14 protein-coding genes are annotated in these 14511 nt (G+C 70.5%); 6 read left to right on the top strand and 8 right to left on the bottom strand.

Features of this window, described 5'->3' with window-relative positions:
- Window positions 1–21: 21 nt before the first annotated feature.
- From GTY47_RS02285 to GTY47_RS02275, 3 genes are all read right to left on the bottom strand, one after another.
- Window positions 22–846, bottom strand: a complete 825-nt coding sequence (locus GTY47_RS02285) for an EamA family transporter (protein WP_010037987.1) — start codon at window positions 844–846, stop codon at window positions 22–24.
- Window positions 847–902: 56 nt separating this feature from the next.
- The gene (locus GTY47_RS02280) at window positions 903–1088 is read right to left on the bottom strand and encodes a hypothetical protein (protein WP_010037986.1); all 186 of its coding nucleotides are present in this window, start codon (window positions 1086–1088) and stop codon (window positions 903–905) included.
- Window positions 1089–1188: 100 nt separating this feature from the next.
- Complete coding sequence (locus GTY47_RS02275) at window positions 1189–2349, bottom strand: ROK family transcriptional regulator (protein ID WP_010037985.1); 1161 nt, start codon at window positions 2347–2349, stop codon at window positions 1189–1191.
- Between the two features lie 171 nt (window positions 2350–2520).
- Between GTY47_RS02275 and GTY47_RS02270 the strand changes: the two genes are divergently transcribed.
- From GTY47_RS02270 to GTY47_RS02255, 4 genes are read left to right on the top strand one after another with little or no spacing between them, the layout of a single operon-like run.
- Window positions 2521–3486 (top strand): sugar ABC transporter permease, encoded by a 966-nt coding sequence (locus GTY47_RS02270; protein ID WP_010037982.1) that lies wholly within the window; start codon window positions 2521–2523, stop codon window positions 3484–3486.
- 18 nt (window positions 3487–3504) lie between these two features.
- Window positions 3505–4425: a carbohydrate ABC transporter permease gene (locus tag GTY47_RS02265; RefSeq protein ID WP_010037979.1), complete on the top strand. Its 921-nt coding sequence runs from the start codon at window positions 3505–3507 to the stop codon at window positions 4423–4425.
- Between the two features lie 16 nt (window positions 4426–4441).
- Entirely contained in the window at window positions 4442–5785 is a 1344-nt protein-coding gene (locus tag GTY47_RS02260; protein ID WP_029181041.1) for a sugar ABC transporter substrate-binding protein, read from the top strand.
- Window positions 5786–5814: 29 nt separating this feature from the next.
- Window positions 5815–7014 carry a Gfo/Idh/MocA family oxidoreductase gene (locus tag GTY47_RS02255; RefSeq protein ID WP_010037975.1) on the top strand — a complete coding sequence of 400 codons (1200 nt, stop codon included), beginning with the start codon at window positions 5815–5817 and terminating at the stop codon, window positions 7012–7014.
- A 28-nt stretch (window positions 7015–7042) separates the two neighbouring features.
- Here the strand turns inward: GTY47_RS02255 and GTY47_RS02250 are convergent, their stop codons facing one another.
- From GTY47_RS02250 to GTY47_RS02235, 4 genes are all read right to left on the bottom strand, one after another.
- Complete coding sequence (locus tag GTY47_RS02250; protein ID WP_010037972.1) at window positions 7043–7738, bottom strand: L,D-transpeptidase; 696 nt, start codon at window positions 7736–7738, stop codon at window positions 7043–7045.
- 188 nt (window positions 7739–7926) lie between these two features.
- Window positions 7927–8841: an SDR family oxidoreductase gene (locus tag GTY47_RS02245; RefSeq protein ID WP_010037970.1), complete on the bottom strand. Its 915-nt coding sequence runs from the start codon at window positions 8839–8841 to the stop codon at window positions 7927–7929.
- 90 nt (window positions 8842–8931) lie between these two features.
- Window positions 8932–9561, bottom strand: coding sequence for an MBL fold metallo-hydrolase (locus GTY47_RS02240; protein WP_010037968.1), 630 nt, complete (start codon window positions 9559–9561; stop codon window positions 8932–8934).
- Window positions 9561–10649, bottom strand: a complete 1089-nt coding sequence (locus GTY47_RS02235; RefSeq protein ID WP_010037966.1) for an S-(hydroxymethyl)mycothiol dehydrogenase — start codon at window positions 10647–10649, stop codon at window positions 9561–9563. The genes GTY47_RS02240 and GTY47_RS02235 overlap by 1 nt, the downstream gene beginning before the upstream one ends.
- A gap of 182 nt (window positions 10650–10831) precedes the next feature.
- Between GTY47_RS02235 and GTY47_RS02230 the strand changes: the two genes are divergently transcribed.
- Together GTY47_RS02230 and GTY47_RS02225 are read left to right on the top strand one after the other, a co-directional pair.
- Entirely contained in the window at window positions 10832–12586 is a 1755-nt protein-coding gene (locus GTY47_RS02230; protein ID WP_010037964.1) for an ABC transporter ATP-binding protein, read from the top strand.
- A 134-nt stretch (window positions 12587–12720) separates the two neighbouring features.
- Entirely contained in the window at window positions 12721–13086 is a 366-nt protein-coding gene (locus GTY47_RS02225) for a nuclear transport factor 2 family protein (RefSeq protein ID WP_010037963.1), read from the top strand.
- Between the two features lie 16 nt (window positions 13087–13102).
- On the opposite strand, the gene GTY47_RS02220 is transcribed toward GTY47_RS02225, so the two are convergent.
- Window positions 13103–14101 (bottom strand): CU044_5270 family protein, encoded by a 999-nt coding sequence (locus tag GTY47_RS02220; RefSeq protein ID WP_010037961.1) that lies wholly within the window; start codon window positions 14099–14101, stop codon window positions 13103–13105.
- Between the last annotated feature and the right edge of the window lie 410 nt (window positions 14102–14511).

Here is a 14511-nt window from a genome sequence, read left to right as displayed (position 1 = left end):
GCCGCTGACCGGCTGCCTGCCTCACCCCAGGGTGAGCAGCACCGTCGCCACCCCCGCCCCCAGCAGCCCCAGCGCCTGACGCCGGCTGATCCGCTCGTGCAGCAGGGCGAGGCCGAGGATGACGGGCAGGGCCGGGTAGAGGGACGCGAGGACGACGGCGACAGCGAGCAACTGGCGCTGCGCGGCGAGGAGGTAGAGCACGAGGCCGAGGGCCGCGCCGGCCCCGATGAGGAGGGCCTGGAGGCAGCGGCCCGGCGGCAGCCTCAGCCGGCGGGCGTGGCGGGCGGCGTCCGGCAGGAGGACGAGGACCGCGGCGACCCGGCCCGCGGCGACGGGCCACAGACCGCTCGCGGGATCCGCCTGCCCGAGGGCGAGGTACTGCACGGCCACGCCCGCACTGGCGAGCAGTCCGTCCGTCGTCCCCCTGCCCGCGCCGCCCCTGCCTCCGGAGACGAACCACAGCGCGGGGACGGTCACGGCGATGCCCAGCCAGGCCACGGCCCCCGGACGGTCGCCGAGGACGAGTACCCCGCACAGCACCGACAGCGCGACACCGGTGACGGCGCTCACGGGCACGACGACGCTCATCGCACCGCGGCTCAGCCCGCGGTTGAGGAACCGCATGGCGACGCCGCTGCCGACGCCGGACAGCGCGCCCCACAGCAGGTCGGCGGTGTGGACGGCGCCGGCGGGCACGAGGAGCGCGGCGGCACAGGCGAGCAGCAGCCCGCCGAGCTGGCCGAGGAAGGTGACGGCGGCGTGGTGGATGTGCCGGGACAACAGGCCGCCGGCGAAGTCGACGACGCCGTAGCAGACGGCCGAGGCAAGTGCGAGAAGGGCACCCATTCGATCAGGGGTGCCCCGGGACGAGGGTCCGATGCGTCAGCGGACCTGGCTGACGCTCAGGCAGCCGAGGCGGACCGCGGGACCGCGGCGGCCCACTCCAGGACGAGCCGCTGGTACTCCTCGCGCTGCTCGACGCTCAGTGTCCCGCCCGACCGGCGCCACAGGGCCCGGATCTCCTCGTTGACCTCGTCAGCCGTTCGCTGGGAAGAGGATTCAACAGTGGTGGACATGCTGTGAAGCATACGTCGCCGGAGGTGAAGACGATGTGAGTAATCGTGAGCTAAACGGTCATTCCGGACAGTGTTGCTGATCACGTCCATCTCCCAGTAAACGTGAGCCTGTTCACGCTTCGGCCGATCCCAGCACCAGCACCTTGATGGCCAGGACGGCCGCGCCGCGCGCCCAGTCGTGAAAATCGGACACCCTCGTCTCCAGTTCGACCGGGGCGGCCAGGGGGTGCCGGTTGTCGCGGACGGTGTCCTCGACCGCCTTGCCGGCCACGTCCATGAGCCCGACCCCCTCCCCCGCGAGCAGGATCTTCTGCGGCATCACGAAGTTGGAGATCTGCGCGACGAGCGTGCCCAGCGCCCGGGCCGCCTCGTCGACGACCCGGGCGGGCATCGGGTCCCCGGCGGCGGCGGCCGCGAGGATCTCCTCGTACGTCCGGTCGCGGCCGGTGGCGGCCTGGACCTGGTAGCGGATGTTGGGGATGGTCAGCAGCGAGACGGCACTGCCGCGCCGGCCGTCCGGGGTGAGCGGACCGCTCGGGTCCACGATCCAGTGGCGGCCGAAGCCGCGGTCCTCCTCGGCGCAGGGCACCCGCTTGCCGCCCAGGACCAGTCCGTAGCCGATGCCGGCGCCGATGGTGAGGACGACGAAGCGGTCCAGGCCGCGTCCGGCACCGAACCAGGTCTCGGCCTCGACCAGGGCGGCGACGTCGTTCTCCACGACCACGGGCAGCCCGGTGCGCTCCTCGACGAGTTCGGCCAGGGGGACGTCCCGCCACAGCAGGAAGGGGGACTCGCCGACGACGGCGCGGTCCTGGACGAAACCGCCGACCCCGATGCCGATCCCGGCGAGCCGGGGGTGGTCGCGGATCAGCTCGGCGGTCATCTCCCCGAGCACATCGGCGACTTCGGCCGGGTCGTGGGTGGTGAGCGAACGGTCGTGGCGGGCGACGATGTCGCTTCTGAGCGTGGTGACGACGCCGTAGACGGTGTCCTCGGTGATCTTGAAGCCGAGAAAGGACCAGGAGTCGGCGACGACGTCCAGCGGTGTCGAGGGGCGACCCTGACGCGCCTCCGCCGGCACCCCCGCCTCGGCCACCTCGATCAGCAGGCCGGACTCGATCAGCGGCTTCGTCAGCCGGGTGAGGCTGCCGGCCGACAGCCCCAGCCTGCGGGCGAGTTCGGTGCGCGACAGCGGGCCGTGCACGAGCACCTCGATCGCCACCGAGCGCTCACCCGGGCTCAGCGGCGGCCAGCTGGCGATGCCTGCGGTCATGTCGGTGCGACTCCCCTCGCCCTTTTCTTTCGCGCTGAAACCAACATGACCACTCTAAGACGATGGTGGTTCCTGCGAAAAGATGTTTGCACCCCTCTTGACGCAGCAATTGTTTCGCGCCAAAAGTAAGTCCCGCCAGAGGACGAGCCGCCGCAGCGAGGGAGTCTCCCGATGACCATCGCCTCCAGCAGCCCTCCGTCGCGTCTGCCCGTGGGCGGCGCGGCGGAGGCCCGCAGCAAGACCAGGACACGACGGAACGAGGTGGGCGAGAACCGGGGTGACGGACGACTGGCCGCGGTCTTCATCGCGCCGGCGCTGCTCGGCTTCGTGGTCTTCCTGCTCTGGCCGACGCTCCGGGGCATCTACCTGAGCTTCACCCGCTTCAACCTGCTGACGCCGGCGGAGTGGGTGGGCCTGGACAACTACGTCCGCATGGTCAACGACCCCATCTTCTGGGACTCCCTGTGGGTCACCGTCGAGTACGTCGTCATCAACATCGGTGTGCAGACGGTCGCGGCGCTCGCCATCGCCGTCCTCCTCCAGCGGCTGACGCAGTCGGCGATGCTGCGCGGCATCGTGCTCACGCCGTACCTGATGTCGAACGTCGTCGCCGGCCTCGTCTGGCTCTGGATCCTCGACACCCAGCTCGGCATCGGCAACGAGATCATCAGCGCCGTCGGCGTCGACCGCATCCCGTTCCTCGCCGACGAGACGTGGGCGATCCCGACGATCGCGCTCATCAACGTGTGGCGGCACGTCGGGTACACCGCGCTGCTGCTGTTCGCCGGTCTCCAGGCGATCCCGGGCGACATGTACGAGGCGGCCCGGGTGGACGGCGCGAGCGAGTGGCGGATGTTCTGGCGGATCACCATGCCGCTGCTGCGGCCGGTGCTCGCGGTCGTGCTGATCATGACCGTGATCGGGTCGTTCCAGGTGTTCGACACCGTGGCCGTGACCACCGCGGGCGGCCCTGCGAACGCGACCAACGTGCTCCAGTACTACATCTACGGCTCCGCCTTCGGGCGCTTCCAGTTCGGTTACGCCTCGGCCATGTCCGTCGCCCTGCTGGTCGTGCTGAGCGCGATCACCGTCCTCCAGTACCGGCTCACCCGGGCCGGCCGGACCGACCTCGGCTGAGGAGAGGGAGACACCGCAATGGCTGCCGTGACGACAACGACACCGACCCTGCGACCGGTCCGGCGCAGGTTCCCCTTCGGGCGGGCCGCCGCCTGGACCGTGATGGGGCTGATCGTCCTCATCACCCTGCTGCCGTTCTACTGGATCCTGCGCACCGCGCTGTCCACCAACGCGGGACTCAACGCGGATCCGACCAACCCCCTGCCCGTGGACCTCACCACGAGCGGCTTCGAACGGGCCCTGGGCATGCAGTCGGCCGAGGAGGCCGTCGCGCAGGGCGGCGCGGGCGGCGGGCTCGACTTCTGGCGCTATCTGCTCAACTCGGTGCTCGTCTCCACCCTGATCACCGGCTGTCAGATCTTCTTCTCCGCGATGGCGGCGTACGCCTTCTCCCGGCTGCGCTGGCGCGGGAGGGACAAGGTGTTCGGCCTCTTCCTGGCCGGGATGATGGTGCCCGCCATCTTCACGCTGCTGCCGAACTTCGTGCTCATCAAGCAACTGCACCTGGTGGACACGCTCCTCGGCATCGCACTGCCCACCATGTTCATGACGCCGTTCGCGGTGTTCTTCCTGCGGCAGTTCTTCATGAACATCCCCCAGGAGGTGGAGGAAGCCGCGCTGCTGGACGGCGCCGGGAAGATCAAGATCTTCTTCCGGGTGGTGCTGCCGATGGCGTCCACGCCGATCGTCACGCTGGGCGTGCTGACGTACATCACCTCCTGGAACGACTACTTCTGGCCGCTGATGGTCTCCTACAGCGACAGCTCGCGCGTGCTGACCGTGGCGCTGGCGATCTTCCGGGCGCAGACCCCGGCGACCGGCGTCGACTGGTCCGGGCTCATGGCCGCGACGCTGATCGCCGCGCTGCCGATGCTGGTGCTGTTCGCCTGCTTCGCGCGCCGCATCGTCAGCTCCATCGGCTTCACCGGGATCAAGTAGAGGGACTGTGATGCGAATTCGTATGCGTACGCTCGTCGCGGCGACCGGAGCGCTGGCGCTGTCCCTGGTCAGCGGATGCGCGCAGCAAGGCGCCGCCGGGTCCTCCCCGAACACGGTCACGTACTGGCTGTGGGACGCCAACCAGCTGCCCGCCTACCAGGCCTGTGCCAAGGGGTTCGAGAAGGAGAACCCCGGACTGAACGTCAGGATCACCCAGTTGGGCTGGAGCGACTACTGGACCAAGCTCACCGCCGGGTTCATCGCGGGCACCCAGCCGGACGTCTTCACCGACCACATCCAGAACTTCGGCCAGTACGCCGACCTGAAGGTCCTCGAACCGCTCGACGACCTCGGCATCAAGGACTCCGACTACCAGCCCGGCCTCGCCGCCAACTGGATCGGCAAGGACGGCCACCGGTACGGCGCCCCCAAGGACTGGGACACCGTGGCGCTGTTCTACAACTCGAAGATGACGAAGGAGGCAGGCCTCACCGCCGAGCAGCTGAACAGCCTCTCGTGGAACCCGCAGGACGGCGGCACCTTCGAGAAGGCCATCGCCCACCTCACGATCGACAGGAACGGCAAGCGGGGCGACGAGCCGGGCTTCGACAAGAACAACGTCAAGGTGTACGGCCTGGCCACCAACGGCGGCGGCTTCGGCGACGGCCAGACCCAGTGGAGCAACTTCGCCGCCTCCGCCGGGTGGAGCTACCTGGACAAGCCGCGCTGGGGCACGAAGTACCAGTACGACAGCAAGACCTTCCAGTCGGTCATCAAGTGGTACTTCGGCCTGGCGAAGAAGGGCTACATGCCGCCGCTGTCGGACTACAACGTGCAGTCCAACCAGGCGAACACCCAGGTCGCGGCGGGCAAGGCCGCCACCGCATTCGACGGGGCCTGGATGATCTCCACGTACGCCGGCTTCAAGGGCCGGGACATCAAGACCGCCCTGACGCCGGTCGGCCCGACCGGCAGGCGCGCCACCATGATGAACGGTCTCGCCGACTCCGTCACCAAGGCCTCCAAGAACAAGGCGGGCGCCAAGAAGTGGGTGAAGTATCTGGCCTCGGACGAGTGCCAGAAGGTCGTCGGCCGTTACGGCGTCGTCTTCCCCGCGACGAAGGCCGGGACCGAGGCCGCCGTCGCCGCGTACCGGAAGAAGGGCATCGACGTCTCGTCGTTCACCGAACCGGTGGCCGACAAGAAGAACTTCCGGACCTTCTCGTACCCGATCGCCAGCTACTCGGCGGACATGACGGCGCTCATGTCGCCGGCGATGGAGGACATCTACGGCAACGGAAAGCCGGTCAGCAGCCTCGACGAGACCAACGAACAGATCAACCGGATCCTCTCTCAGTGATCCCCCGACCAGTGAAGGGCACGCCTTACATGACGTTCTCCATCGGCATCGTCGGCGCCGGACAGTTCTCGGGACAGTTCGCCACGCTGTTCCAGGCCCACCCCGGCGTCAACGACGTCTACGTCACCGACCTGCTGCCCGAGAGGGCCGAGCAACTCGCCTCCGCCCAGGGACTGGCGGGCACCTTCCCGTCGTACCAGGCCATGCTGGAATCGGAGGACGTCGACGCCGTCGCGATCTTCACCCAGCGCTGGACGCACGGGCCGCTGGTGCTCCAGGGCCTGGGCGCCGGCAAGCACGTGTACTCCGCGGTCCCCATGGCGATCAGCACGGAGGAGATCGCGGCGATCATCGACGCCGTCAAGGCCACCGGGCTGACGTACATGATGGGCGAGACCAGCGAGTACAACCCGGCGACGGTCCACGCCCGCAACCAGATCGCCGAGGGCGCCTTCGGGCGGCTGTTCTACGCCGAGGGCGACTACGTCCACGACATGGACCTGGGGTTCTACGAGGCCTACCAGTACAGCGGCGGCGAGAACTGGAAGGCCACCGCCAGCTATCCCCCGCTGCTCTACCCGACGCACGCGGTCGGCGGGGTGCTGGGCGCCTGGAGGACGCACGCGGTCAGCGTGTCGGCGATCGGTGTCGTCGACGACCGGGGCGACGGTGTCTTCGACAAGGAGGTCAGCCAGTTCGGCAACGACTTCTCCAACGCCACCGCGCTGTTCGAGGTGGCGGGCGGCGGCTCGTTCCGGACGAACGAGTTCCGGCGGGTGGGCTACCCCTCGCACATACGGGAGTCCCGCTTCCGCTTCTTCGGCACCGAGGCGAGCATGGAGCAGCTCGCCACGGTCGCCCTGTGGCAGGACAAGCAGGGGGTGAAGGACATCAGCGAGCTGCTGGAGCCCAAGCCCACCATGTCTCCCGACGACCCGTCGCTCCAGCACATCGCGCCTGAGCTGCGGGCGGCCTTCACGTCCGGGTCGGCTCCCGTGCACGACCGTGCGCGGCTGCCGAGGGAGTTCGACAACCTCCACAACGGCCACGAGGGCAGCCACCACTTCCTGGTGGACGACTTCGTGACCGCCGTCAACACGCGCACCCTGCCGTCGGTGAACGCGTGGGTGGCCGCCCGCTACACCCTGCCGGGCATCATCGCGCACGAGTCCGCGCGGCAGGGTGGGGTGCGGCTGGAGATCCCGGACTTCGGGGACGCGCCCCTGTAGGGGCGTCGTGCGAGCCGGGTGCCTGGGATCAGGTGCCCGGCTTGCGGCCGTACACGAAGACGTCGTCGCCCTTCTTCAGCAGCGACCAGTACTTCTTCGCGTCGGTCTTGGTCATGTTGACGCAGCCGTGCGAGCCCGGCGGGTTCCACATGCTGACGCCGACCGAGTGGAAGGCCTGGCCGCCGTCGAAGAACTGGCTGTAGGGCATCGGCACGTCGTAGATCGACGAGACGTGATCGATGTCCCGCCAGTAGATCTTCTTCAGGCCGGTGCGGGTCTCGTAGCCGTCGCGGCCCGTGCGGACGGGGACGGGGCCGTAGACGAGCTTCTTGCCGTCCTGGATCCAGCTCAGCTGGAGGCTCAGGTTCACGCAGGCGATCCGGCCCTTGTTGACCGGGCACTTGCCGTCCTTGTTGGGGTTGTTCCCGACGGCCTTCTGCTTCTGCATCAGGTCCATCACGCCCCAGGTGACGGACCCGGCGTAGCCGGCGTTCGGGGAGATGCCGTGCTTGGTCTGGAAGGCCTGGATCGCCTTGCAGTCGGCGGCGGACTGCTTGCCGTCGACCGGACGGCCCAGGAACTTCTCCACCTGCTTCTGGTACGGCCCGGTCTTCGTGGTGCAGCTCGCCGCCGCGGCCGGACTGGCACCGAGTGCGAGTGTGAGCGGGGCCACCAGTGCGGTGATCCCGAGTGCGACGGCGCCCCGTCTGCGTACGTCCCCCATGGTTGGTCATGCCCTTTCGGAAGTGGTCGGTGGTCTGCGATCCCTGCCAGCTAGACGGGCGAGCGCCGAGTCCGGTTGTGCGGTCGGCGCGGCTGCGACGGAACAGTGACATTTCCCACCGGCGCGTGACAGGCCATATAGATGCACAACGGGCATTCCGGACAAGAGGCGTTCCGGGGTCGGGTGCCTCACCGGTAGCCGGTCGTGTCGGCCGGCCCGCCCGCGTCCTGCACCTCGACGAGGTAGCGCCAGGCGTCCGGACGGCTGCCGTCGAGGTCGGTGAAGCCGTACACCTGGGCGAGGCCCCCACTGGAGAGGGACCGGCCGTTCCAGCGCGCCACGTCCGGGTCGGCGGCGAGCGCGGCCACCGCCCGGCCCACGTAGCGCGGGGTCTCCGAGATGGCGAAGTGGGGGACGCGCTCCAGGGCGTCGCGCCAGTTGTCCTCCCGTACCCCGAAGTGGTCGAGCATCATCTCCGAGCGCAGCCAGCCGGGGGTGAGGGCGACGGCGGTGGCACCGCGCGGGCCGAGCTCGTGGCCGAGGGCGAAGGCCATGCGCAGGACGGAGGCCTTGGCGAGGTCGTAGAAGAAGTTCACGCGGTAGTTGTCGGCGTTGTAGTCGGCGGTTCCGTCCGTGACCTCGACGACCAGGCCGCCGGGGTGGCGCAGCAGCAGGGGCAGGGCGTGGTGGCTGGTGATCGCGTGCGTCTCGACCGCGAGCCTGAGCAGGCGCAGGCCGTTGTCGAGGTCGTGCTCCCAGAGCGGCGTCTCCCACTCGAAGAGGTTCTCACCGCCCCAGATGTCGTTGACCAGGACGTCGAGGCGGCCCTGCTCGTCGGCGATCCGGTCCACCAGAGCGCGCACCTGCACCGGGTCGAGGTGGTCGGTGGGTACGGCGATGCCCTGCCCGCCGGCCTCGGTGACCAGGTCGGCGGTGTCCTCGATGGTCTCGGACCGGTCGTACTCCGAGCGGCGGGCGCGGGTGGTGCGTCCGGTGACGTAGACGGTCGCGCCCGCCGCGCCGAGCTCCACCGCCATCCCCCGTCCGGCGCCCCGGGTCGCTCCGGCGACCAGTGCGACCTTGCCCTTCAGCGGAGCTGACATGTCCGTCCTCCCGAGACCGTGGCTGCTTGTCGCCTCCAGGGTTACGGGTAAGCCGGACATCTCCTGTCGCCTTTTACCGGCGACACGCGGTCAGTGCCCCCGGGCGATCCACTCCTGGAGGTGCGGGGCTTCCGCGCCGATGGTCGTGGAGTCTCCGTGGCCGGTGCGGACCGTCGTCCCGGGCGGCAGCGTGAGGAGGCGGTCGCGGATCGAGTCGATGATCGTCGGGAAGTGCGAGAAGGACCGGCCGGTGGCGCCGGGGCCGCCCTGGAAGAGCGTGTCCCCGGTGAAGACGGTGGCGAGCCCGGGGTCGTACAGGCACACCGCGCCGGGCGCGTGCCCCGGGGTGTGCAGGACCCTCAGGTCGGCACCGCCGGCCTCGATCACCTGGCCGTCGACCAGCCAGGCGTCGGGCTCGCGGTCCGGGTGGGTCTGCTTCCACAGCGGCAGGTCGTCATGGTGCAGCCAGATGGTGGCCCCGGTGCGCTCGGCGAGGGCGGGGGCGGCGTCGATGTGGTCGTTGTGGGCATGGGTGCACACGATGGCCGTGAGCCGGCGGTCCCCGACGGCCCGGGCGATGGCGTCGGCGTCGTGGGCGGCGTCGATGACGATCGCCTCGTGGTCGTCGCCGACGATCCAGACGTTGTTGTCGACGTCCCAGGTTCCGCCGTCGAGGCTGAACTGGCCGGAGGTGACGAGGTGTTCGACGCGCGGGGTCATCACAGCACCACCACCGAGCGCAGCACGTCGCCGTGGTGCATCCGCTCGAACGCCTTCTCCACCTCGTCGAGCTGGATGGTCTCGGTGACGAACGCCCCGAGGTCCAGGCGCCCTTGCAGGTGCAGGTCGATCAGCATGGGGAAGTCGCGGGAGGGCAGGCAGTCGCCGTACCACGACGACTTCAGCGCCCCGCCGCGCCCGAACACGTCCAGCAGCGGCAGTTCGAGTTTCATCTCGGGGGTGGGCACGCCGACCAGGACGACCGTGCCGGCGAGGTCACGGGCGTAGAAGGCCTGCTTGTACGTCTCCGGGCGGCCGACGGCCTCGATGACGACGTCGGCGCCGAAGCCGCCGGTGAGTTCGCGGATCGCCTCGACCGGGTCGGTCTCGCGCGAGTTGACGGTGTGGGTGGCGCCCATGGTCCGGGCCGTCTGAAGCTTGCGGTCGTCGATGTCGACGGCGATGATTTTCGCCGCTCCGGCGAGGTGCGAGCCCGCGACGGCCGCGTCGCCGACGCCGCCGCAGCCGATGACGGCGACCGTGTCGCCCCGCCCGACGTTTCCGGTGTTGATCGCGGCGCCGATGCCGGCCATGACGCCGCAGCCGAGCAGCCCGGCCACCTGCGGGGCGACGGCCGGGTCGACCTTGGTGCACTGCCCGGCGGCGACGAGGGTCTTCTCGGCGAAGGCACCGATGCCTAGGGCCGGGGACAGCTCCTGACCGGTCGCGGCGAGGGTCATCTTCTGCCGCGCGTTGTGGGTGTCGAAGCAGTACCAGGGCCGGCCGCGCAGACAGGCCCGGCATGTCCCGCACACCGCACGCCAGTTGAGGATCACGAAGTCCCCGGGTGCGACGTCGGTGACGCCGTCGCCGACCGCCTCGACCACGCCCGCGGCCTCGTGGCCGAGCAGGAAGGGGAAGTCGTCGCTGATGCCGCCCTGCTTGTAGTGCAGATCGGTGTGGCACACCCCGCAGGCCTGGACGCGCACGACCGCCTCCCCCGGGCCGGGATCGGGCACGACGATCGTCTCGATCCGTACCGGCTCGTCCTTGCCGGGTGCGATCACACCGCGTACTTCCTGCGCCATGCTGACTCCTTCGTCGGCCGGGATGCCTTCCTTTCCGACCCTACGCGCGACTGATCGGCAAGGGATGCGGATCGGCCACCCGCGGCGCCGTATCACCAGCTCACACGCTGCCCGAAAACGCCGGGCACCGCACCCGGCGGCCCCCGTAACCTGACAGCTCCGCCCCACGCCGAAGGAGCGACGTGAGCATCGCAGAGACCGACCCCGGCACGCCCGCCTGGCGGCTGCTCCTCGCCTACGTACGGCCGCACCGCCGGTCCCTGTTCGCCGGTGCGGTGCTCTCGCTGGTCACCGGGGCGACCGGGCTGATGCTGCCGCTGGTGGCGCAGGACCTGATCGACGATCTGGCGCACGACCGGGCCATCACCGGCGCGCTGCTGGCCATGTCGGCCCTGGTCGTGGCCAACGCGGCGCTGGGCGCGCTGGGTTCGTACGTGTTGCAGCGCACCGCCGAGTCGGTGGTGCTCGGCGCGCGGCGCGCCCTGTCGTCGTATCTGCTGCGGCTGCGGATCACGGCCGTGGACCGCAGCGAACCCGGCGACCTGATGGCCCGCATCACCTCGGACACCACCCTGCTGCGCGAGGTGACCACCGACTCGCTGGTCGGGCTGGGCACGGGCGGTCTCACGCTCGTCGCGACGGTGGTGATGATGGGCTTGGTGGACGCCGTGCTGCTGGGCGTCACCCTCGCCGTGATCCTGGGCGCGGGCGTGATCCTCGGCGTGATCGTGCCGCGCATCAACAAGGCGAGCCGGCAGGCGCAGGACGCGGTGGGTGTCATGGGTGCCTCGCTGGAGCGGATCCTGGGCGCCCTGCGCACGGTCAAGGCGTCCGGTGCCGAGCACCGGGAGGAGCGCACACTGCACGAGGCGGCGCAGGAGTCGTGGCGGCAGAGCGTGCGGGCCGCCAAGTGGTCGGCGGCCGCGGGCAACACGGCGGGACTGGCCATGCAGATCGCCTTCATCACGGTGCTCGCCGTGGGTGGCGCGCGCGTGGCGACCGGCGCCGTCGACGTGGGCACGCTCGTCGCGTTCCTGCTGTTCGTCTTCTACCTGATGTCGCCGATACAGCAGGTCGTCGGCGCCGTCACGCAGTACCAGACGGGCACCGCGGCCCTCACCCGCATCCAGGAGGCGCTGCGTCTGCCCGCCGAGCCGGCGGCCGCTGCCGCCCCGCTCCCCTCCCCCGGCGCGCGGCCCGCCGCCCTCGCCTTCGACGATGTCCGCTTCCGGTACGCCGACGATTCGCCGTACGTCCACCACGGTGTGACGTTCGCCGTGCCCGCGCAGGGCATGACGGCGTTCGTGGGCCCGTCCGGCGCCGGCAAGACCACCGTCTTCTCGCTGATCGAGCGGTTCTACGATCCGGACTCCGGGGTGATCACGCTCGACGGACGCGACCTCGCCGACTGGGAGCTGCCCCAACTGCGCGCCGCGATCGGCTACGTGGAGCAGGACGCGCCGGTCCTGTCGGGCTCCCTGCGGGACAACCTGCTGCTGGGCAATCCGGAGGCGGACGACGACGCCCTCGCGCGGGTGCTCAAGACGACCCGTCTCGACGGCCTGGTCGCCCGGCTGCCCGGCGGCCTCGACACACTCGTGGGGCATCGGGGCACCAAGCTGTCGGGCGGTGAGCGCCAGCGTGTCGCCATCGCCCGGGCGCTGCTGCGCCGCCCCCGGCTGCTGCTGCTCGACGAGGCGACCTCGCAGTTGGACGCGGTCAACGAGGCGGCGCTGCGCGACACCGTCGCGGACGTGGCCCGTACGACCACGGTCCTCGTGGTGGCGCACCGGCTGTCCACGGTGACGATGGCCGACCGGATCGTGGTGATGGACGCGGGCCGTGTCCGGGCGGTCGGCACCCACCGCGAGCTCGTGACCGCCGACCCGCTCTACGCGGAGCTGGCGGCGACCCAGTTCCTGGCCGCGGCGGACTGAGCCGGCGGGCGGGCATGCGAGGGCCGCGTGTGTGCGGCTGCGCTTGCCTAGCCCGGCGGACGGGAGGAGGCTCGACAGGAGAGGCCCCTCGCGGCCCGCTCCGACCGGGTCGCGGCCCTTCGAAGGAGATCATCATGGGAACCGCGGCAGACCCCGCCTTCGACAGAGAGACACTGCGCCAGGCTCTGGAGGGACAGAACCCGGAGATTCTGCTCTCGCTCTACGCGGACGACGCGGAGTTCCGCATCGTCGACCACACGACCCAGCCCAGCCACCCCAAGGTCCTGCACGGCCGGGACGAGATCAGCCGGATGCTGGAAGACGTCTACAGCCGCGACATGACGCACAAGCTGGAGCGGTGCGTCATCCAGGGCGACGAGGCCGCCTACAGCGAGAGCTGCGAGTACGCGGACGGTGTGCGCGTCCTGTCCGAGTCGATGATCTCGCTGCGGGACGGCAAGATCGCCGAACAGACCCTGGTCCAGGCCTGGGACGAATAGGCTGCCCGGGGCGTGATCAGCGCATCCACGCGCTGTACGACATGACGTCGCCCTTCTTGACGCCGTACTCGGGTTCGGCGGTGGAGAAGGTGCTCTCCAGGCCGAGGACGGCGCCGGTGACCGGGTCCATGACCAGCATGTGGTGGGCGCCGGGGCCGTCGTACACGTACGCCTGACCGGGTCGCCCGAGGCGGTCGGTCACCTGGCCGACGGGCCGCAGTCCCTCGGCGCCGGCCAGGAGGCGGGCGAGCGCCGCGGTCTCCCGGGCGCCGAGGGTCCAGTGGTCGAGCAGCACCTCGACGGCGTCCAGCAGTTGGGGCGTGGTCAGCGGAGTGTCAGAGTACTGAGCCTCCGTCAGGTAAGCGCGCAGCCGGGCGGGCTCGTGCGGTGGCGGGGACTGGGGCGGGGCGTCGCTCCAGCTCGGCGGATAGGTCTGGTCGCTGATGACGTGCCCGTCGTCGACGAGGTGCGGCTCACCGCCGGCGTCGGAGAGGACCGGGCGGCCCGGATGCCTCGGGTCGGTCGCCACGACGAGTTCCGTGTGACTGCCGTCGGCCCGCCAGCGCACGATGCGCTCTTCGGGCAGGGTGATCGGGGGCTTGTCCTCCGACATGCCCATGCTCCAGGACTGCACGTGCGTGCCCTTGCGCAGGCGGGGAGATCCGTCGACGGCAGCCTGTGCCGCGCGCTCGGCCAGCCGGTCCAGGGGCAGGGGTGTGGAGCCGGTCTGTACCACCAGCGGGCGGGGTGCGGCGGCTGCCGGTGTGGTGTTGGGGCCGCTCAGTACGAGGGTCAGCGCCAGGGCGGCGACCACGGCCGTGGCGATGAGTCCCCAGGCCAGCCGGGGCCGGCCCGTGCCGGGCACCAGCCGGTCCCGCAGCCGTCCGGAGGGCCGCTCACGCAGCAGCCGCTCCAGTCGGCGCTCGGCGCCGTGGTCCAGGGGGCCGTCGCCGAAGTGGGGCGCGTCGGACGGCACCGGGTTGGCACCGCGCAGCAGTTCGAGTTCGTCAGCCATGGCCGTGTTCCTTAGGGGCGGTGACGTGGGCGGCGGGGAGGGGACGCGGGGCCCGGGCATGGCGTCCGGTCGAAGGCGTGATCAGGGCGCGTGCGGCGCGTCGGGTCGTGGCCCGGGGCAGGACGCGTGCGGGGCGGCCGGTCATGGTCCAGGGCAGGACGCGTGCGGGGCGGCCGGTCATGATCCGCGGCAGAGCGCGTGCGGCCCGACCGGCCGCGGTCCTGGACACGGCGTGCGCGTCGAGGCCAGCGGCGGTCCCGGACCGGGCACGTGCGTCGCAACCGACCCCGATCCCGGTGCCGGTCCTGGTCCCGCACAGACGGTGTACGCCGCGACCGATACCGGTCCCGTACCCGGACCCGGCCAGGGACAGAAGGCGTGCCGGGCAACCGATCCCGACCCCGAACACC

The sequence above is a fragment of the Streptomyces sp. SID5464 genome, from assembly GCF_009862985.1.
Classification (GTDB): Bacteria; Actinomycetota; Actinomycetes; order Streptomycetales; family Streptomycetaceae; genus Streptomyces; species Streptomyces chartreusis_D.
This window is presented reverse-complemented; position numbering and strand designations above follow the sequence as displayed.

Coding starts and splice junctions, on each gene's coding strand:
- GTY47_RS02285 (WP_010037987.1), bottom strand. CDS start 846: ATGGGTGCCCTTCTCGCACTTGCCTCGGCCGTCTGCTACGGCGTCGTC.
- GTY47_RS02280 (WP_010037986.1), bottom strand. CDS start 1,088: ATGCTTCACAGCATGTCCACCACTGTTGAATCCTCTTCCCAGCGAACG.
- GTY47_RS02275 (WP_010037985.1), bottom strand. CDS start 2,349: ATGACCGCAGGCATCGCCAGCTGGCCGCCGCTGAGCCCGGGTGAGCGC.
- GTY47_RS02270 (WP_010037982.1), top strand. CDS start 2,521: ATGACCATCGCCTCCAGCAGCCCTCCGTCGCGTCTGCCCGTGGGCGGC.
- GTY47_RS02265 (WP_010037979.1), top strand. CDS start 3,505: ATGGCTGCCGTGACGACAACGACACCGACCCTGCGACCGGTCCGGCGC.
- GTY47_RS02255 (WP_010037975.1), top strand. CDS start 5,815: ATGACGTTCTCCATCGGCATCGTCGGCGCCGGACAGTTCTCGGGACAG.
- GTY47_RS02250 (WP_010037972.1), bottom strand. CDS start 7,738: ATGGGGGACGTACGCAGACGGGGCGCCGTCGCACTCGGGATCACCGCA.
- GTY47_RS02245 (WP_010037970.1), bottom strand. CDS start 8,841: ATGTCAGCTCCGCTGAAGGGCAAGGTCGCACTGGTCGCCGGAGCGACC.
- GTY47_RS02240 (WP_010037968.1), bottom strand. CDS start 9,561: ATGACCCCGCGCGTCGAACACCTCGTCACCTCCGGCCAGTTCAGCCTC.
- GTY47_RS02235 (WP_010037966.1), bottom strand. CDS start 10,649: ATGGCGCAGGAAGTACGCGGTGTGATCGCACCCGGCAAGGACGAGCCG.
- GTY47_RS02225 (WP_010037963.1), top strand. CDS start 12,721: ATGGGAACCGCGGCAGACCCCGCCTTCGACAGAGAGACACTGCGCCAG.
- GTY47_RS02220 (WP_010037961.1), bottom strand. CDS start 14,101: ATGGCTGACGAACTCGAACTGCTGCGCGGTGCCAACCCGGTGCCGTCC.